This is a genomic window from Paraburkholderia sp. BR10872 (assembly GCF_040965835.1).
GTDB classification, from domain to species: Bacteria; Pseudomonadota; Gammaproteobacteria; order Burkholderiales; family Burkholderiaceae; genus Paraburkholderia; species Paraburkholderia nodosa_A.
In genome coordinates, this window is record NZ_JBFRCN010000054.1 from 1 (window position 1) to 17,176 (window position 17,176).

Annotated in this window: 15 protein-coding genes; 11 read left to right on the forward strand and 4 right to left on the reverse strand. The window is 66.0% G+C overall.

What is annotated here, in order from left to right:
- Nucleotides 1-411 precede the first annotated feature (411 nt).
- Together AB4Y43_RS31730 and AB4Y43_RS31735 are read left to right on the forward strand one after the other, a co-directional pair.
- Complete coding sequence (locus AB4Y43_RS31730) at nt 412-771, forward strand: helix-turn-helix domain-containing protein (protein WP_368729593.1); 360 nt, start codon at nt 412-414, stop codon at nt 769-771.
- 94 nt (nt 772-865) lie between these two features.
- A complete protein-coding gene (locus AB4Y43_RS31735) occupies nt 866-1,090 on the forward strand; it encodes a SymE family type I addiction module toxin (protein ID WP_368729594.1) in 225 nt (74 codons plus the stop codon).
- A 118-nt stretch (nt 1,091-1,208) separates the two neighbouring features.
- Here AB4Y43_RS31735 and AB4Y43_RS31740 read toward each other — a convergent pair whose 3' ends face one another.
- On the reverse strand, nt 1,209-1,655 hold the full coding sequence (locus AB4Y43_RS31740; protein WP_368729595.1) for an SRPBCC family protein: 447 nt from the start codon (nt 1,653-1,655) through the stop codon (nt 1,209-1,211).
- A gap of 160 nt (nt 1,656-1,815) precedes the next feature.
- On the opposite strand from AB4Y43_RS31740, the gene AB4Y43_RS31745 reads away from it, so the two are divergent.
- Nucleotides 1,816-2,109 carry a hypothetical protein gene (locus AB4Y43_RS31745; RefSeq protein ID WP_069265179.1) on the forward strand — a complete coding sequence of 98 codons (294 nt, stop codon included), beginning with the start codon at nt 1,816-1,818 and terminating at the stop codon, nt 2,107-2,109.
- A gap of 276 nt (nt 2,110-2,385) precedes the next feature.
- On the opposite strand, the gene AB4Y43_RS31750 is transcribed toward AB4Y43_RS31745, so the two are convergent.
- The gene (locus tag AB4Y43_RS31750) at nt 2,386-2,694 is read right to left on the reverse strand and encodes a DUF4148 domain-containing protein (RefSeq protein WP_069265178.1); all 309 of its coding nucleotides are present in this window, start codon (nt 2,692-2,694) and stop codon (nt 2,386-2,388) included.
- Nucleotides 2,695-2,967: 273 nt separating this feature from the next.
- Between AB4Y43_RS31750 and AB4Y43_RS31755 the strand changes: the two genes are divergently transcribed.
- The 6 genes from AB4Y43_RS31755 (at nt 2,968) to AB4Y43_RS31780 (ending at nt 9,026) form a co-directional block, all read left to right on the forward strand.
- Nucleotides 2,968-3,222: a DUF2282 domain-containing protein gene (locus tag AB4Y43_RS31755; protein ID WP_368729596.1), complete on the forward strand. Its 255-nt coding sequence runs from the start codon at nt 2,968-2,970 to the stop codon at nt 3,220-3,222.
- A 40-nt stretch (nt 3,223-3,262) separates the two neighbouring features.
- Nucleotides 3,263-4,111 carry a DUF692 family multinuclear iron-containing protein gene (locus AB4Y43_RS31760; RefSeq protein WP_368729597.1) on the forward strand — a complete coding sequence of 283 codons (849 nt, stop codon included), beginning with the start codon at nt 3,263-3,265 and terminating at the stop codon, nt 4,109-4,111.
- Nucleotides 4,108-4,887, forward strand: coding sequence for a putative DNA-binding domain-containing protein (locus tag AB4Y43_RS31765; RefSeq protein ID WP_368729598.1), 780 nt, complete (start codon nt 4,108-4,110; stop codon nt 4,885-4,887). Before AB4Y43_RS31760 ends, AB4Y43_RS31765 begins: the two co-directional genes overlap by 4 nt.
- Nucleotides 4,888-5,109: 222 nt before the next feature.
- Nucleotides 5,110-6,624, forward strand: coding sequence for a diguanylate cyclase (locus AB4Y43_RS31770; protein ID WP_368729599.1), 1,515 nt, complete (start codon nt 5,110-5,112; stop codon nt 6,622-6,624).
- A 90-nt stretch (nt 6,625-6,714) separates the two neighbouring features.
- Nucleotides 6,715-7,350: a DUF2239 family protein gene (locus tag AB4Y43_RS31775; RefSeq protein WP_368729600.1), complete on the forward strand. Its 636-nt coding sequence runs from the start codon at nt 6,715-6,717 to the stop codon at nt 7,348-7,350.
- A gap of 371 nt (nt 7,351-7,721) precedes the next feature.
- Nucleotides 7,722-9,026, forward strand: coding sequence for a solute carrier family 23 protein (locus AB4Y43_RS31780; RefSeq protein ID WP_368729601.1), 1,305 nt, complete (start codon nt 7,722-7,724; stop codon nt 9,024-9,026).
- 80 nt (nt 9,027-9,106) lie between these two features.
- Here AB4Y43_RS31780 and AB4Y43_RS31785 read toward each other — a convergent pair whose 3' ends face one another.
- On the reverse strand, nt 9,107-10,774 hold the full coding sequence (locus AB4Y43_RS31785) for a Na+/H+ antiporter (protein ID WP_069265171.1): 1,668 nt from the start codon (nt 10,772-10,774) through the stop codon (nt 9,107-9,109).
- Between the two features lie 534 nt (nt 10,775-11,308).
- Here AB4Y43_RS31785 and AB4Y43_RS31790 point away from each other — a divergent pair.
- Both AB4Y43_RS31790 and AB4Y43_RS31795 read left to right on the forward strand, forming a co-directional pair.
- Nucleotides 11,309-12,574, forward strand: coding sequence for an EAL domain-containing protein (locus tag AB4Y43_RS31790; protein WP_069265170.1), 1,266 nt, complete (start codon nt 11,309-11,311; stop codon nt 12,572-12,574).
- Nucleotides 12,575-12,622: 48 nt separating this feature from the next.
- On the forward strand, nt 12,623-13,324 hold the full coding sequence (locus tag AB4Y43_RS31795) for a copper homeostasis protein CutC (protein WP_368729602.1): 702 nt from the start codon (nt 12,623-12,625) through the stop codon (nt 13,322-13,324).
- Nucleotides 13,325-13,383: 59 nt separating this feature from the next.
- Here AB4Y43_RS31795 and AB4Y43_RS31800 read toward each other — a convergent pair whose 3' ends face one another.
- Complete coding sequence (locus tag AB4Y43_RS31800; protein ID WP_368729603.1) at nt 13,384-17,019, reverse strand: indolepyruvate ferredoxin oxidoreductase family protein; 3,636 nt, start codon at nt 17,017-17,019, stop codon at nt 13,384-13,386.
- Between the last annotated feature and the right edge of the window lie 157 nt (nt 17,020-17,176).

Here is a 17,176-nt window from a genome sequence, read left to right on the forward strand (position 1 = left end):
CCTGGCGGATCAGACGCCCGATGAGGCATACTTCGCGACGCTGCCAGCGATCAAATCGGCAGCATGATCGCCCCGGACGCTCCACTTAAAATCTCGGGACCCTGTCCGAACAAGCGACGCCACCTCTCTGTGCCAATTTCGCTGGATTCTTGCAGACGGTCTGATCATGCTGAATATTCTTGCTAGACGAATAGGTCTGAATTGGAACGTGTCGCAAGTAAGCGCGGATGATGTATCTACTCGTCCCTACGAGGCACGCATATTAAATTTGATCGGGGTTAATAAGTCTCGAAAAATGATCGGAGTAAAGGTAACTCTAGGTTTTAGCGATAACGGATTGGCTACAATTAACCATATTCAATAATTGAACGGGTGATTTTACCCCTCCGTACTCCTTGCACAGATTTAGCCATGAACGAGAAAGATCAAGTGTTTTTTATTGAGCTTGGCGAACGTATTGCGAGGGCGCGAAGGGCGCGCGGCATGACCCAACAAGAATTAGCAGAGGCGCTCGGTATCGCACAGCAAACGCTAGCCCACTATGAAGTCGGGCGCTCGCGAGTGCCGGCATCGCTGTTGCCAGCTTTAGTGGAACGGTTGATGTCCTCTTTCGAAGAGTTGCTGTGCAGGCCAGTCGCGCGACGGCTCGGCAAAGGAAGTTCTATATCGCGCCTACAACGTCAAATCGCAGCGATCGAACAACTCCCCAAGCCCAAACAGCAGTTCGTCTCACAAATGTTGGACACCGTGCTCGGCCAGGCACGGAATTAGTAGGAGTCTAAAAGCAGTAAACGAAGCGCGGGCCATGAGTGTTACCAGCACCCATAGCCCGCTGACCAAAACCAACTCACCAAAGGAGTTGACCATGGCTGACGCCAATCTTAATGCATCGCACGCACATCCCGAGCGCCGCGTAACCATCCAGCAGTCCTGGCGGTACCGCAGGTACAGTTCCCGCGCAAGAAATGACCCGCCGCTTTACCCTTGGCTTAAGCTTTCCAGCCGATGGCTCGAAGTCGCAGGCTTTGAAGCAGGCCAGCGCGTCCGAATCACGGTAGAAGACAAAAGGCTTGTGATCACCCCAGACTGATCCGCCCGTCAGAGCAAAGCCCGCACACAAAGAACGCCACGAACCCACAGGGTTCGTGGCCTTCACGCCTTCTAAGGCCGAACCGAAAATCTTTTTTGAAGACTGCGCCCCTCTTTCGTTACTGCTTGATCTCGGCCTCGACGAGCTTTGCGAGCAACGTCAGCGACTCCTGCCAGCCCAGATAACACGCCTCGACCGGAATGATCTCCGGTATGCCTTCCTGCACGACGGTCATTTCCGCGCCGAAGAACACGGCGCGCAGCTCCACGGTCGTCTGCATGGTGCCGGACAGGTGCTGATCCTCGAACACACCGGTGTATCGCAAACGCTCGTTCGGCACGAGCTCGAGATATTCGCCGCCGAACGAATGGCCGTGGCCTGCCGTGAAATTCTTGAACGACATCCGGTAGTGGCCGCCGACTTTCGCGTCGAGTTCATGAACAGTGCAGGTGAAGCCGTTGGGCGGCAGCCATTTCACGACTGCGCTCGCATCGAGAAAGGCGCGATAGATGCGCTCGGGCGGCGCGCGCAGCACACGATGCAGGCGGACGGTGTTCGATGCCATGTCTAAGCTCCAAGGGTGGTGGATCGCCCTGCAATAGTAGGCCACCCGCCCGGGACCCATCGCCTAAACTTCCCAATACCGAATCAATACCGAACACCTGGCCGCATACCCATCGGCCGGATAGCCCGTAGCCGCTAACCCGCGGCACCCGGAGGTCACCATGAGCGCTCAACCGCTTGCGATGCATGAGGTCGACTACGAAGGCTTCGAGATTCACGTCAGCGCCACGCCAGCCGAGGAAGGCGCGAACCGCTACACCTACACGGCCTACGTTTGCCATCCCGGCGCGAATCCCGCGAAGCCGGGCCATACGGTCACGTATCACGCGGATGGCGACGAAACCTGGCGCAGCGAGCAGGATGCCATCGAAGAGGCGGTGCACGTCGGCCGCAGCATCATCGACGGCACGCACCCCGATCTTTCCGTGCTCTCGCTCGTGACCCACGGCTTCTAGGGCCCCGCGAGTGAGCCGCCTTCGCGCGCGGCCCGCGCTAATAAAGCGGGCCGCATGCGTCGCGAAAGAGAAGGAGGAAAAAGGCCCGGACCGCAGTCCGGGCAAAGCCGCCGGATTTCCGGCGGCGGAGGTTTTCGTGGGCGTGCGGCTTATTTCTGCCGCGCGCATTGCACGCGCGGCGCAGAAATGAACGGCGGGCCCGCTCTCTCCCAATCGGGAGAGCGGGCCCGCCAGGCGTTGCTCGCGTAGTGCGCCGGCACTACGTGTGAGCCGCGATTACTGGCCGAAGTAGGTCGGCTTGATGTTCGGTGCGCGGGTGCCGGTTTGGGCGCTGCCGTTCGTCGATGCGCCGTAGGCCGTGGCTTCTGCAGCGCCGTTCTGCTGGGCGACGCGCGCCTCGGCAGCCTGCAGGTCTTCCGGATAGTACGGGCTCGACAGGTTCGGGCGGTAGCCGGCCTTTTCCAGCTGGACCAGTTCGGCGCGAACTTGAGCGCGCGTCACGGGAGCTTGCTCGGCTTGTGCGAACGACAGGGCCGGAGCGGCGAGGACGGTAGCGGCGAGTGCAGCAGCAATCAGATTCTTCATGGTAACAACCTCCGAAAATTATGTTGTCGATCCGTAACAATCGTGCTGTTCGAACCGTTGATGACACTTTATTGCAGCGCACTTCAAAGAAAAATACCGCAGTCCAGCAAACATCCTTACCGAGATTGCAATAATTCCGCCGATCAGCGGCGCTTCGACCGGGCTGGTCGCGCTCTGGTGAGGCAAAATAGGGCACCCAGGGCCGGGCGTTGCGACGGCTGCGCAGCCGATCGCTTGCTGCGAAACCCATTTCGAAGTTCAAGGAGAAACGCGATGAAGAACTCTCTCGGCCGCCAGGCGCTGATCGCCGCCGCGCTCGCGGGGCTTGCGACGGCCGGCGCGGGCGTGGCCCGCGCGGACGACACCGTGAATTGCTACGGCGTCGCCAAGGCCGGCCAGAACGATTGTTCGAGCAAGACCGGCGTGCACGACTGCGCGGGTCAGGCCAAGGTCGACCATGACAAAGGCGACTTCAAGACCATGCCGAAGGGCACGTGCGAGAAGCTTGGCGGCGCGCCCGAAAAATGAGCCTCGCGGCTGAGGCGGCGCGCAAGGCGGGACGCGCGAGATGAGCGCGCCAGGCGCACTCAGTGGCGTGGGCATTGGCCTGCGTCACGCGCACTACGAGGCCTTCATGGCCGGGCCTCCTGCGGTCGACTGGATCGAAGTCCACAGCGAGAACTACTTCGGCGAAGGCGGCTACGACCTGCACGTGCTCGAAACGGTGCGCCGCGATTTGCCGGTGAGCCTGCACGGCGTGGGGCTGGGGCTCGGCTCTGCCGCGCCGCTCGATACGGCGCATCTCGCGAGGCTCGCGCGGCTCGTGGAGCGCATCGACCCCGCTGTGGTTTCCGAGCATTTATGCTGGGGCGCGAGCGCGCAAGGCGCGCTGCACGATCTGCTGCCGATGCCGCTCACGCAAGCCTCGCTCGATCACATGAGCGCGCGCGTCTCGCAGACGCAGGACGCGCTGCGCCGCACCGTGCTGATCGAAAATGTTTCGACCTACGTACGATTTCGGGGCGATACCTGGAGCGAGGCGGAATTCCTCGCGACGCTCGCGCAGCGCACGGGCTGTGGCGTGCTGCTCGACGTGAACAATCTGTACGTGAATCAATGCAACCACGGTGAAAATGCACTGGCGGCCATGGCCGCACTGCCGCCGCAGATCGTCGGCGAAATCCATCTGGCAGGGCATCGCGCGACGCCCGCCGCCGTGATCGACGATCACGGTTCGCGCGTCGCGCCGGCGGTCTGGGCGCTGTACGAGGCCGCGCTCGAACGCTTTGGCGCGACGCCCACGCTCATCGAGTGGGACACGGCGGTGCCGGCGCTCGAGGTGCTGCTCGACGAGGCGGGTCTCGCGCGCGAACGCTTCGCGAAACATGCGCGTCAAGCATCGGAGCTGCGCTCATGACTGCGCGCAACACACTGGAAGCGACGCAACGAGCCTTCGCCGCCGCGCTGGACGATCCCGCCGCCGATGCGGCGCTCGCCCACGAACTGCTTCCCGCCGATGCCGCGCTGCTGCACGAGCGCATGGGCCTGTATCGCGGCAATGGGCGGGCGGCGCGGCGGCTTGCGCTTGCGAACGCGTATCCGGTGCTCGCGGCCCTGTCTGGCGAGGCCTGGTTCGATGCACTCGCGCTAGCCTACGCGCGCGCGCATCCTTCTCGCGATGCCGATCTGAACCGCTTCGGCGCGCGACTGCCCGAATTCGTCGAGCGCTACGAGACCGACATACGTTATGCGTATTTCGGCGACGTCGCGCGGCTCGAATGGGCGCTGCACGCCGCCAGTTACGCAGCGAACGCCACGTCACTTAACGCGCAGCAATGGCAAGCGCTCGGCGCGGAGCGTCTGGCGCAGGCGCGTCTCGCGGTGCATCCCGCCTGCGCCGCGCTCGCGTTACGCTTCGATGCCGTGGCGATCTGGCGGGCGCACCAGCCGGGCGGCGTCTGGCCCGAGCGTGTGGACATGCCGTCGTGGACGCTCGTGGTCCGGCCGCAATGGCGGCCCACGCCGCTCGCGCACACGCATGCCGCCCACGCGGCCTTTGTGGCGCTGCGTGACGGCGCCACGCTCGACGATGCGCTTGCACAAGCCTTCGACATCGACCCGGCTTTCGACTTCGGCGGCCAGTGGCGAGCATGGATCGAGGCGCGCGCAATCGTCGGCGTGCGCGACGACTGACCCTGCAGCATGACAAGCGCAAACGGACTCACACGATAAAGCAGAGGAATCCAAACTAAAAAAACGCACGGCACTCGAAGCGCACTTTATTCAGGAGAATGGGGCGCTCGACCGGACTTGCCCGCATAGCCACGACTCACATGGCATGCGAGGATAAATGCATACGCACAGCAAGCGCCCGGCAACCGGCGCTGCTGCAAGGCCAGCCCCCGAAGGCCCGAGATGATGATCCGCCGACCGAACGCCGTGCTTGCCATCGGCATCGCGCTGGCCGCAGTGCTGACGCTGATCGCCGCGTGGGTCATGGCGCAGATGCGGCACGACGCGCTCGCGAGCGCCCGCGCTTCCGCCTCCAATATGGCGCTGCTCTTCGAGCGCGACACGGCGCGCAATTTCGACGTCTACAACCTTTCGCTGCAGGCCGTCATCGACGCCATCGACGATCCGCGTCTCGCCTCGCTGCCCCCCGACATCCGCCAGAATGTGCTGTTCGACCGCTCGGCCACGGCGAAGAATCTCGGCGCGATCTTCGTGACCAACGCAGTGGGCGACGTGGTGTTCGATTCGCGCGCGGTGCCGCCGCGCTCGCTCAATGTGGCCGACCGCGACTATTTCATCGCGCAGCGCGACTCGCCGCACGTGGGCCTCTTTCTGAGCCACCCGTTCATTCCACGCGACGGACCGGCCAACGCGACCATCGGATTGAGCCGCCGTCTCTCGAACCCCGACGGCTCGTTCGCGGGCGTGGTGGTGGGCACGATGCGGCTCGATTATTTCCGGCAATTGTTCAGCGGCGTGGACATCGGCACGGACGGCGCGCTGGCGCTCACGCTCGCCGATGGCACGCTGCTCATGCGCCGCCCGTACGTTCCCGATCTTATCGGCAAGAGCGTTGCGGAATCCGCGCTCTTCCAGCGGTTCCAGCGATCCCAGGCTAGCGGTTTCTTCTCGCTCGGTCCGGTCGACCGCGTGCGGCGCTGGTTCGCGCTGCGGCGCGTGGAGGGTTACCCACTCGTGTTCAGCGTCGCCGTCGCGGCGGACGACATCTATCGCGAATGGCGCGTGCGCGCCTGGATCATCGGCACGCTCACGGCGGTGCTCGACATCTCGCTGATCGCGCTCGCGTTGATGTTCACGCGCCAGTTGCGCCAGCGCGGCGCAGTGGAGGCGGAGTTGCGCGCGCAGGCGGGCACGGACGCGCTCACGTCGCTCGCGAACCGGCGCGCCTTCGAAACCCGCGCGGACCACGAATGGGCGCGCGCACGCCGCTCGGGCAGCCCGCTCGCGCTCGTGCTGCTCGATGTGGACCGCTTCAAGCTCTACAACGACCGCTACGGTCACCTCGCGGGCGACGACGCGCTCGCGGCCGTCGCCCACGCGATCGGCGCACACGCACGCCGCGCGGCGGACTGTGCGGCGCGCTACGGCGGGGAAGAATTCGTGCTGGTGCTGCCCGACACGGGCGAGGCCCAGGCGCTCGCGCTGGCCGAGAAGGTGCGCGCCGCGATCGAGGCGCTGGCGCTGCCGCATGCCGACAGCCCGAACGGTGTGCTCACGGTGAGCGTGGGCGTGGCCTGCACGACGCAAAGTGCGTTTGCCGACTGGCGCGCGCTGACCGATGCCGCCGACGCGGCGCTTTACACCGCCAAGCGCTCGGGCCGCAACCGCGTGGCGGCATGGCTGCCCGCCACGACCGACGACGCGCGCGGCGCGGATCTAAGAGGCCGCTCCGGCTGACCGTCATCAAATTTTACCCGGATGATATTGCGCCGCCAAATTTACCCGGATAATATTCGCCCATCATTGGATACCAGGAAGGAGAACACCATGGTGGTGGCGAACGGCTGTACGGCTTTTGCGGGCACGCGCCTGATCGCGCGCGGCGCACCGCTTCAGGTGGCGCTGGCGGTCAAGGCGGAGCTCGAACGTGAAGGGAACGAAAACGGAAACGAAAACGGCGCAACGGTGCTGGTCTTCGACGACCGCGACGCGCGTCCGCTCGAATTCGATCTGCGCGGCACAGATAAGGACATCGAGGCGCGCATCGTCTCACAGGCCAGTCGCGAGCAAGGCGCAACCGCGCCGGACGTCATCGACGAAGCCGCCCCGGACGACGCCCCGCGTGGCCGCGGCCGCCCGAAGCTCGGCGTGGTGGCGCGCGAGGTGACGCTGTTGCCGCGCCACTGGGACTGGCTCGGCGCGCAGCCCGGCGGGGCCTCGGTGGTGTTGCGCCGGCTCGTGGATGCCGCGCGCCATGCGAGCGAGGCACGCGAACGCGTGCGTGCGGCCCAGGAAGCCGCGCACCGATTCATGACTGCACTGGCCGGCAATCTGCCGAATTACGAGGAGGCGTTGCGCGCGCTGTACGCGGGCGAGCGTAGCCGCTTCGAAGCGGCGAATGCGCCCTGGCCGGAAGACGTGCGCGATTACGCGCGGGAACTCGCGGAATCCGCATTCGCCTGAACGCGCGAAGGGCTCCGATCGTGTGGGCAAAAAAAGCCGCTCCAGCGGGGAACTGGAGCGGGGAAGTCGGAGAGTTTGCTGCTTGCCAACACTGCATGAACTCTCGTGAGGGTCACGCAGCAAGGACAGTCTAGATCCGGCGTCTCACCCCTAATATAGGATGAGTCTGAAACTCCATTCGGTGCTGACTTCACGGCTCGGGTCGACGGCCGCCGGGAGTGTTTCGGATGCCCGACATCCGGCTTGCCACGCTGATTGCGGCTCCGTACACTCCCGCCTGACCTGCATCAAGGGCGGCCGTTGCATCGATGCGTGCGCGCCAACAATCAAAACCACAACCAGACCGCATATCACGCCGACAAGAGGAACCCATGTCCGACTCCTATTTCCCCCGCTGGCGCGCGCAGACGGGTGACGCCCGCAGCGTCGTGGCTCCCGACGAGCGCCTGCCCTGGCCGCAGATGTTCGCCATGGGCGTGCAGCACGTCGTCGCGATGTTCGGCTCGACCGTGCTTGCGCCGCTGCTCATGGGCTTCGATCCGAACCTGTGCATTTTCATGTCGGGTGTCGGCACACTGCTGTTCTTCGTGGTGGTGGGCGGGCGCGTGCCGAGCTATCTCGGTTCGAGCTTCGCGTTCATCGGTCTCGTGATCGCCGTGACGGGCTATGGCGGCCAGGGACCCAATCCCAACATTCCGGTCGCGCTCGGCGGCATCGTCGCGTGCGGCGTGGTTTATACGCTGATCGGCCTGCTCGTCTCGGCCGTCGGCACCAAATGGATCGAAACGCTCATGCCGCCGGTGGTGACCGGCGCGATCGTCTGCGTGATCGGGCTGAATCTCGCGCCCATCGCAGTGAAGGGCGTGAGCGGTTCGATCTTCGACTCGTGGATGGCGATCGTCACCGTGCTCTGCGTGGGCGGCGTGGCCGTGTTCACGCGCGGTATGCTGCAGCGTCTGCTGATTCTCGTCGGCCTGTTGATCGCCTATGTGATCTACGCGATCGTCACGAACGGCATGGGCCTGGGCAAGCCGATCGACTTCTCGATCGTCGCGAACGCCGCCTGGTTCGGTATGCCGAAGTTCACCGCGCCGGTGTTCGACCCGCACGCCATGGCGCTGCTCGTGCCGATCGCCGTGATTCTGGTGGCGGAGAACCTCGGCCACATCAAGGCGGTTTCCGCGATGACGGGCTACAACCTCGACCGCTATGTGGGCCGCGCGTTCATCGGCGACGGCCTTGCCACGATCGTCTCGGGATTCGCGGGCGGCACGGGTGTCACGACCTACGCGGAAAACATCGGCGTGATGGCCGTGACGAAAATCTACTCGACGCTCGTGTTCGTGATCGCTGCGCTCATCGCGCTCGTGCTCGGCTTCTCGCCGAAGTTCGGCGCCGTCATTCAGACGATTCCCGGCCCGGTGCTGGGCGGCGTCTCGATCGTCGTGTTCGGTCTGATCGCCGTGACGGGCGCGCGTATCTGGGTCGTCAACAAGGTGGACTTCTCGGACAATCGCAATCTCATCGTCGCCGCGGTCACGCTCGTGCTCGGCGCGGGCGACTTCTCGCTCAAGCTCGGCGGCTTCGGGCTGGGCGGCATCGGCACCGCCACGTTCGGCGCGATCATTCTCTACGCGCTGCTGCGTCGCAAGCCGGCGCAGGAAGCGGCGGTTTAAGCCTCACCGTGACATGCGGCGCCGGTCCTCGGCGCCGCGTTTTCCCGTCTCCCGATTCCCACGCATCTGCGCCTACGTGCTCAGTTGCGATTGCGCCCGCGCGTCGTCATCGCCGTCTCCGAAAGATCGACTTCGCGCATCAGCTTCGCGAGCGTCTCGTCGTTGATCTGCATCTGGTTGCGCAGCTTGAGCAGCGTCGCGCGTTCGGCGCGCATGCCGGCGAGGCGCATTTCCATTTCCAGCGCGTCCGAGCGGCGCGCGTTCGCGCTGCGGTCGCGGTCGGCGTCGAGCGAGGCGAGGCGGCGGCGATAGGCGTCCATCACGCGTGCGGTCGTGTCGGCGGCGTAGGCGGCCTGCGATTCGTCGAGATCCTCGCTCACCTTTTCGTGCACCGCATCCACGGCGCGGATGGCCGCCTGCGCCGCCTGGATGCGCGCCGCGCGCTCCTCGGCCGCATGCGGTCCCTGCGCGCCGCGCCGCACGCCGCGCAGCAGGAGCGGCAGGCCGACGATCGCCACCAGCAGCGAGGCGAGGATCACGCCCGTCGCGATGAAAATGGCGCTGTCGCGACCGGGTAGCGGGCTGCCGTTGGCGAGCGCCACGGGCAGCGAGAGCACGCCCGCGAGCGTCACCGCGCCCCGCACACCCGCGACCGTGGTGATCGCCACGGTGCGCAGGCCCGGCACCGCGTTCGCCACGCCGTGACGCGCGGCGCCGCGGCTCGCCACCCAGCGCAGCAGCCACACCCAGCCGAAGCGCATGGCGTAGAGCGCCGCAAGCACGGCGGCGATATAGCCGATCAGGCGCAGCATCTGCACGTTGCTCGTGTGGTGCGCGTCGAGCAGCGCCTTGCCGAGAATGCCCGGGAACTGCAGGCCGAGCAGCGTGAACACCATGCCGTTGAAGACGAATTCGATCATCGACCAGGTGCTCGTGGCGCGCACGCGTGTCGACACCGGTCCTTTGTGCGCGACGCTCGTGAAGTTCATCGTCATGCCCGCGGAAACGGCCGCGAGCACGCCCGACACTTCGAGGTGCTCGGCGAACAGATACGCCGCGAACGGAATCAGCAAGGTGAGCACGACGCCGGGCGCGGGGTCGCCCTCTTCGGTCGTGTTGAGAAAGCGCGCCGACACGAAGCTGAAGAGCCAGCCGATCGCCGCCCCAAGCGCCAGACCGCCCGCCGCGATCACGACGAAGCTGAGCGCCGCCGCGCGCAGCGAAAAGTAGCCGGTGAGCGCGGCCGCCACGGCGAACTTGAGCGCGACGAGGCCCGAGGCGTCGTTCATCAGCGCTTCGCCTTCGAGGATGTGCATGAGCTGCGCGGGAATGCGGTCCTTGCCGGCGATGCCCGCGAGCGCGACGGCGTCGGTGGGCGAAAGCACGGCGGCGAGCGCGAACGCCACGGGCAGCGAGATCTGCGGCACGAGCCAGTGCACGAAATAGCCCACGGCGACGACCGTCAGCAGCACGAGCCCGAGCGCGAGCATGAGGATCGCGCGGCGCTGCAAGAAGAACTCGCGTTTGGGCATGCGCCAGCCGTCCGCGAACAGCAGCGGCGGAATGAACAGCGCCATGAAGATGTCGGGATCGAACGTGACGTGCGGATTCACGAGCGGAAACGTGAGCAACGCGCCGATGCCGATCTGCACGAGCGGCAGCGGAAGCTTGAGGGGCACGGTGCGCGCGAGGATGCCGGACACGGCAACGGCGAGCAGCAGAATGAGAACGGTGAAGAGAATGTCCATCGAAAAACGTAGCGGGGGCCAAACGGGACCCAACGAGGCCAAACGAGGCCAAACGAGGCCAAACGGGACCAGGGGAAACGTCGAAGAGGGGACGACGCCTCTTTTCACGCGCGGTGCGGCACGGCGTTCTGGCGCGCATTCGAGGAGGGCGCGCCGGTCGAGGGACAGTGTAGCCTGACGCGTCTGTAAGCCGCCGCGAAGCGCGCAGGGCGAATGGGTGGCAAGCCCGATATGTGCCAAAAATGCGGCAATTTGTCCGCCCTGTGTGCGCCACCACCGAAGCAAAGGCGCGTGGAAAGGCGCACGATATCGGTGCGCCGTGCGATGTCTCGCGCGGTGCACGGCGTGCCCCTTCGCGGCGCACGCGATGGGCGCGAACGCAATTCGCGATGCGTGCCAGATCGCAGTGCGAGCGAGCACGGACCTTGCTTAACCCCTCCTGTGACGCAACGAAAATCAGGCTATGGAGGACGAGCGCGGGCCGTGCAGAGGCTGTGCGGACTGCAGCGTCCTTCCTACGCGCTAGAGGATGGCATGATCACAGAGCAACAGGACAAAACGGCCGTGACCCCTCACGGCTTCGATCTCAGCGTCACTTCGGGGCTGCAGCGCTACAGCGCACACCATGGCGACCTCACGCTCACGAGCGTGTTCCAGCCGGTGTTCAGCCTCTCGCACATGCGTGCGGTGGGCTACGAAGGGCTGCTGCGCGCGCACGATCCGCTCGACCGCCCGGTTTCGCCGCTCGACGTGTTCGGCGACGCCGCGCGCGTGGGCGAAGCGCTGCTGGTGGACCGGCTCGCCCAGGGGCTGCATCTGGAGAACTTCGCGCTGCTCGGCGCAGAGCGCGAGTGGCTTTTTCTCAACGTGCATCCGGGCACGCTGATCGAGGCGTATCACTCGGCGGCGCTGCTCGCGAACCTGCGGCGGCTGAACATCGCGCCGCGGCGCGTCGTGCTCGAGGTGCTGGAAGACGACGCGACCGATCTCGACGCCCTCGCGCAGGCCGTGGCGACGTTTCGCGAGCGCGGCTTTCTCGTGGCGCTCGACGACTTCGGCGCGGGCAACGTCGATATCGGCCGCGTGTGGCAGCTCAATCCCGACATCGTGAAGCTCGACCGCATCATGCTCATGCACGCGCAGCATCGCGCCGACATGGCCGCGACGCTGCCCGCGCTCGTGGCGCTGTTGCACGACGCGGGCAAGCTCGTGCTGATCGAGGGCGTGGAGACGGAACACGAGGCGCAGCTCGCGCTCGCGTGCAACGCGGATTTCGTGCAGGGCTTCTTCTTCGCGCGGCCCGCGCCCGGACTCGCCGACGCCGCCCAGGCGCAAGCCGTGATCGCCGAGGCGACCGAGCGTTTTCGTCAGCAGACCGAAACGCGCGAGCGCGGCGAGACGAATCGCCTCGTGCCTTATCTGCGTGCGTTCGAGCGCGCGGCCGAACGGCTTTCGGCCGGCGAATCGATGGAGGAGGTGTGCTGGAACTTCCTCGCGCTCGATCATGCGGCGCGCTGCTATCTGCTCGATTCGAACGGCCGGCAGGCGGGCCGCAACGTGGTGCTGCGCGTCGATCGGGCCGAGCGCGATGCGCGCTTTTTGCCGCTCGAGGACGCACAAGGCGCGAGCTGGCTGCGCAGGCCGTACTTCCGCACGGCGCTCGTCACGCCGGGGCGCGTGCACGTGACCGGACCGTATCTGTCGATCAACGAGGCGCTGCCGTGCCTGACGCTTTCGATGGCGGTGCAGGTGGGCGAGCGCCTGTGCGTGCTGTGCGGCGACATCGACTGGTTCGAGTAGGCGTGCATCTGCGATCATGTCGTGTTTCTCACGACATGGCGCGCAAACATGCCACATGAACGGGTACTGCTGGAGGTCATCGCGACCACCGTCGCCGATGCGCAAGCCGCCGAGCGCGGCGGCGCGGATCGTCTCGAACTCGTCACCGCAATGGGCGAGGGTGGCCTCACGCCGAGCATCGGCATGATCGAAGCCGTGGTCGCGGCGGTAGCGATTCCCGTGAACGTGATCGTGCGGCCGCACAGCCGCTCATTCATTTACGACTCGGACGATTACACGGTGATGCTGCGCGACGTGCGCGCCGCGAAGCTCGCGGGCGCGCATGCGGCCGTGATCGGCATGCTCACGCCTTCGCATGAAGTCGATCGCGAAGGACTGCAGCGCGCGATCGACGCCGCCGACGGCATGTCGCTCACGTTTCATCGCGCGTTCGACGAAGCGCGCGATCTGCAGGAGGCGTTCGACGTGCTGCTCGGTTTCGACGCGGTGACGAACGTCCTCACCTCGGGCGGCAAGCCTTCGGTGCTTGACGCGCCGGCGCAGATCGCAACGCTCGTGCAGCGCGCGGCGCACACGCATTGCACGGTGCTGGCGGGCGCGGGACTCACGCTCGACCGCGTGGCGCAATTCGTAAGTTCGACGCGGGTACGCGCGGTTCACTTCGGCTCGGGCGTGCGCATCGACGGCAAGGGACTCGCTCCCGTCGACGAAAACAAGGTGCGGCGCGCGCGGAACCTGCTCGACGCCTGACCCATAAAAAAGCGCGCGCCATTCAGATGAACGGCGCGCGCCTGCCGGCTCACTTCACCTTATTTCGCCACGACCACCGGAATGCCGCGCAACGCGCCAGCACCCTTGAACGACGCGAGGGCTTCCTGGACGGCGGCGCTCGTCTTCACGTCGATGGCAAGGCGCGCCGCCAGTTCGCGCTCGCTGCGTTTGACCGCCGCGAGGTTCGCCAGCTTGACGTGCCCATAGCCACGCACACGTTGATGCAGAGTCGCGAGCTTGGCGATGTCGTCGGCGTTTTCGGCGGTGAGGCTCGCGAACGCACCGCGCAGCGTCGCCTCGTAGTCGCCGGCGAGGGCGCGCTCCATGCGGCGCTCCAGTGTCTTGCCGAACGGATCGAGCCACGTGCCGCGCACGCTGCGGCCCTTCTTGAGCAGCCCGAACGCACTCCACATCCACTGGCCGAACTGCATCTTGCGCGGAGGCTGGCCGTTCTTTTCACGCGCGATGAGCGGCGGCGCGAGGTTGAACTTCACGGTGAAGTCGCTGCCCGCCGTGCCCTCGAACTGCGCCTCGAGCGCGGCGCGCAACGCCGGGTCGGCGTGCAGGCGCGCGACTTCGTATTCGTCCTTCACGGCAAGCAGCCGATAGAACGTGGTCGCGACGGCGCGCGCGAGCGTTTTCTCCGCACTCTTGTCGGCGCTGCGTGCGGCATCGACCAGCGCGCGATAGCGCTTCACGTAGCTCGCGCCGCCATACGCGAGCAGACGCCCTTCGCGGTCGGCGATCAGTTCGTCGAGCGTTTGCGTGAGCTTGCGCGCCGTGGCTTTCGCGGCGGCCGCACGTTGCGTGTCGAGCGCTTCGAGCGCAGCGGGATCGGCGGCGGCCATGCGGCCGATGGAGAACGCGAACAGGTTCGCCTGCACGGCCACGTTGTTCAGTTCGATGGCGCGCGTGAGCGCCGCGAGCGAAACCGGCACGAGGCCAAGCTGCCACGCGAAGCCGAGCATCACGATGTTGGCGCCGATCGTGTCGCCGAGATAACGCTGCGCAAGCGCCTGCGCGTCGCATGCGGAGAGCGGATCCTGTGCGTTCGAAGCACCGCCGGTCGCCGCGTGCCGCATCTTCGCGAGCAGCGCGTCGGCGTGCAGGTTCGCTTCGGGGTTCTGCACGAACGACGCGTTCGGAATCTCATGCGTGTCCACGACGATGCGCGTGCGGTCGTGCCGCACGGTTTGCAGCGCGTCGGCGCTCGCGCCCACCACCATGTCGCAGGCGAGCAGCAGGTCGGCCTGCTGCGTGTCGATGCGCACCTGGTTGAGCAGCGCGTCGGTCGCCGCGAAGCGCACGAACGAGAGCACCGAGCCGCCCTTCTGCGCGAAACCCATGAAGTCGAGCACCGAAGCGCTCTTGCCTTCCAGATGCGCGGCCATGCTGATGAGCGCGCCCACGGTCACGACTCCGGTGCCGCCCACGCCCGTCACGAGGATGTCGTAGGGCGCGTTGTCGAGATGCGTGGCCGGCATGGGCAGGGCATTCACGCGCGCGGTGAGCGCCTGCGGATCGAACGCGGCGCCCGCGGCCTTCTTGAGCTTGCCGCCCTCGACGGTCACGAAGCTCGGGCAGAAGCCGTTCACGCACGAATAGTCCTTGTTGCACGACGACTGGTCGATGCGGCGCTTGCGGCCCAGCTCCGTTTCCACGGGTTCGACCGAAAGACAATTCGACTGCACACCGCAGTCGCCGCAGCCTTCGCACACTTCCTCGTTGATGAAGAGACGCTTGTCCGGGTCGGGGAATTCGCCCTTCTTGCGGCGGCGGCGCTTTTCGGCGGCGCAAGTCTGGTCGTAGATCAGCACGGTCACGCCCGGCGTTTCGCGCAGTTCGCGCTGCACCGTGTCCAGTTCGCTGCGGTGATGGAACGTCGTGCCCTTCGGGAACAGACCGTGATGGCCGTCGTACTTCTCGGGCTCGTCGCTCACCACCACGAAGCGCGAGACGCCTTCGGCTTCCACCTGGCGTGCGATCTGCGGCACGGAAATGCTGCCGTCCACGGGCTGGCCGCCCGTCATCGCCACGGCGTCGTTGTAGAGGATCTTGTAGGTGATGTTGGTCTTCGCCGCGACTGCCTGGCGAATCGCAAGGATGCCTGAGTGAAAGTAGGTGCCGTCGCCGAGATTCTGGAACACGTGCGGCATCTTCGTGAACATCGAGTGCGCGGCCCAGTCCACGCCTTCGCCGCCCATCTGGATCAGGCCCGTGGTGTCGCGCTCCATCCACGAAGCCATGAAGTGGCAGCCAATGCCGGCCTGCGCGATCGAGCCTTCGGGCACCTTGGTCGACGTGTTGTGCGGGCAGCCCGAGCAGAAGTAGGGCGTGCGGCGCACGGCGTCGGCGGCGTTCGAGAGGATTTGCGGCGCGACGAGATCGACCACGCGCTCGCGGCGGTCGAGCGCCGGACGGTGCTTCGCGAGCCACGCGGCGAACACGGGCAGGATGCGCGAGGGGCGCAGCTCGCCCAGCTCCGAGAGCAGCAGCGTGCCGTCTTCGGCGTGCTTGCCGATCACGGTGGGGCGCGCGCCTTCCTTGCGGTTGTAGAGGTAGTCCTTGATCTGCTGCTCGATCACCGGCCCCTTCTCTTCGATCACGAGCACGTCGGTGAGGCCCGCGACGAACGCGTCGATACGCGACATCTCCAGCGGGAACGACAGGCCCACCTTGTAGATGCGCACGCCCGCGCGATCGAGGTCGTCGACGGTGAGATCGAGACGGCGCAGCGTTTCCATCAGATCGAGGTGCGCCTTGCCGCAGGTGACGATCCCCACGTTCGCGTGCGGGCTCGGCGCGATCCACTTGTCGATGCTGTTCATGCGCGCGAAGTGGCGCACGGCGTCGAGCTTGGCGGCGAGGCGCTGCTCGATGGCGAGACTCGGCAGATCGGGCCAGCGGTTGTGCAGGCCGCCCGGCGGCGGCGTGAAGCCCGCAGTGGCCAAATCGGGCGCTTGCCAGTCGGTTTTGATGGCATCGAGATCGACGGTCGAGCCCGACTCCACCGTCTCCGAAATCGCCTTGTAGCCCACCCACGCGCCCGAGTAGCGCGAGAGCGCCCAGCCATACAGGCCGAATTCGAGCATGTCCGCGATGTTCGACGGATTCACCACAGGCATGTGCCACGCCATCAGCGCGAAGTCGCTCTGATGCGGCATGGACGACGACACGCAGCCGTGGTCGTCGCCGGCCACCACGAGCACGCCGCCGTGCGGCGACGAGCCGTAGGCGTTGCCGTGCTTGAGCGCGTCGCCGGCGCGATCGACGCCCGGGCCCTTGCCGTACCACATCGCGAACACGCCTTCGACGGTGCGCTCCGGGTCGGCTTCCACGCGCTGCGTGCCGAGCACGGCGGTGCCGCCCAACTCCTCGTTGATGGCGGGCAAGAAGCGCACGTCGGCGGCTTCGAGCAGTTTCTTCGCCTTCCACGCCTGCTGATCGACCATGCCGAGCGGCGAGCCGCGATATCCGCTGATGAAGCCCGCGGTGTTCAGGCCATGCGCGCGGTCGAGTGCGCGCTGCATGAGCGCGAGGCGGATCAGCGCCTGGGTGCCGGTCAGGAAGATGCGGCCGCGCGTGGCGGTGAGGTTGTCGGTGAGCTTGTAATCAGCGAGGGGCGGCGTATCAAGCGGCGAGGGCGTGTCGCCGAACGCGGGGCGCGCGGTCATTGGGGGAGTCTCCATATATCGACCGCAGTGAGCGCTTCAGCTGTCGCCCGGAGTTAGTGCTTCAGCACTTACTCCGGGCCCATGCAGAGCACTTGCTGCGATCTCATGCTTAGCTTTGCTGTCGTACGCCCTCCGAGGAGAGCGCGAAAGAGACTCT

What these genes read in the sequence shown, in the direction of transcription:
- AB4Y43_RS31775 (WP_368729600.1), top strand. Translation starts at nt 6,715, where the DNA reads ATGGTGGTGGCGAACGGCTGTACGGCTTTTGCGGGCACGCGCCTGATC.
- AB4Y43_RS31740 (WP_368729595.1), bottom strand. Translation starts at nt 1,655, where the DNA reads ATGGCATCGAACACCGTCCGCCTGCATCGTGTGCTGCGCGCGCCGCCC.
- AB4Y43_RS31745 (WP_069265179.1), top strand. Translation starts at nt 1,816, where the DNA reads ATGAGCGCTCAACCGCTTGCGATGCATGAGGTCGACTACGAAGGCTTC.
- AB4Y43_RS31730 (WP_368729593.1), top strand. Translation starts at nt 412, where the DNA reads ATGAACGAGAAAGATCAAGTGTTTTTTATTGAGCTTGGCGAACGTATT.
- AB4Y43_RS31760 (WP_368729597.1), top strand. Translation starts at nt 3,263, where the DNA reads ATGAGCGCGCCAGGCGCACTCAGTGGCGTGGGCATTGGCCTGCGTCAC.
- AB4Y43_RS31770 (WP_368729599.1), top strand. Translation starts at nt 5,110, where the DNA reads ATGATGATCCGCCGACCGAACGCCGTGCTTGCCATCGGCATCGCGCTG.
- AB4Y43_RS31785 (WP_069265171.1), bottom strand. Translation starts at nt 10,774, where the DNA reads ATGGACATTCTCTTCACCGTTCTCATTCTGCTGCTCGCCGTTGCCGTG.
- AB4Y43_RS31790 (WP_069265170.1), top strand. Translation starts at nt 11,309, where the DNA reads ATGATCACAGAGCAACAGGACAAAACGGCCGTGACCCCTCACGGCTTC.
- AB4Y43_RS31765 (WP_368729598.1), top strand. Translation starts at nt 4,108, where the DNA reads ATGACTGCGCGCAACACACTGGAAGCGACGCAACGAGCCTTCGCCGCC.
- AB4Y43_RS31780 (WP_368729601.1), top strand. Translation starts at nt 7,722, where the DNA reads ATGTCCGACTCCTATTTCCCCCGCTGGCGCGCGCAGACGGGTGACGCC.
- AB4Y43_RS31750 (WP_069265178.1), bottom strand. Translation starts at nt 2,694, where the DNA reads ATGAAGAATCTGATTGCTGCTGCACTCGCCGCTACCGTCCTCGCCGCT.
- AB4Y43_RS31795 (WP_368729602.1), top strand. Translation starts at nt 12,623, where the DNA reads ATGCCACATGAACGGGTACTGCTGGAGGTCATCGCGACCACCGTCGCC.
- AB4Y43_RS31755 (WP_368729596.1), top strand. Translation starts at nt 2,968, where the DNA reads ATGAAGAACTCTCTCGGCCGCCAGGCGCTGATCGCCGCCGCGCTCGCG.
- AB4Y43_RS31735 (WP_368729594.1), top strand. Translation starts at nt 866, where the DNA reads ATGGCTGACGCCAATCTTAATGCATCGCACGCACATCCCGAGCGCCGC.
- AB4Y43_RS31800 (WP_368729603.1), bottom strand. Translation starts at nt 17,019, where the DNA reads ATGACCGCGCGCCCCGCGTTCGGCGACACGCCCTCGCCGCTTGATACG.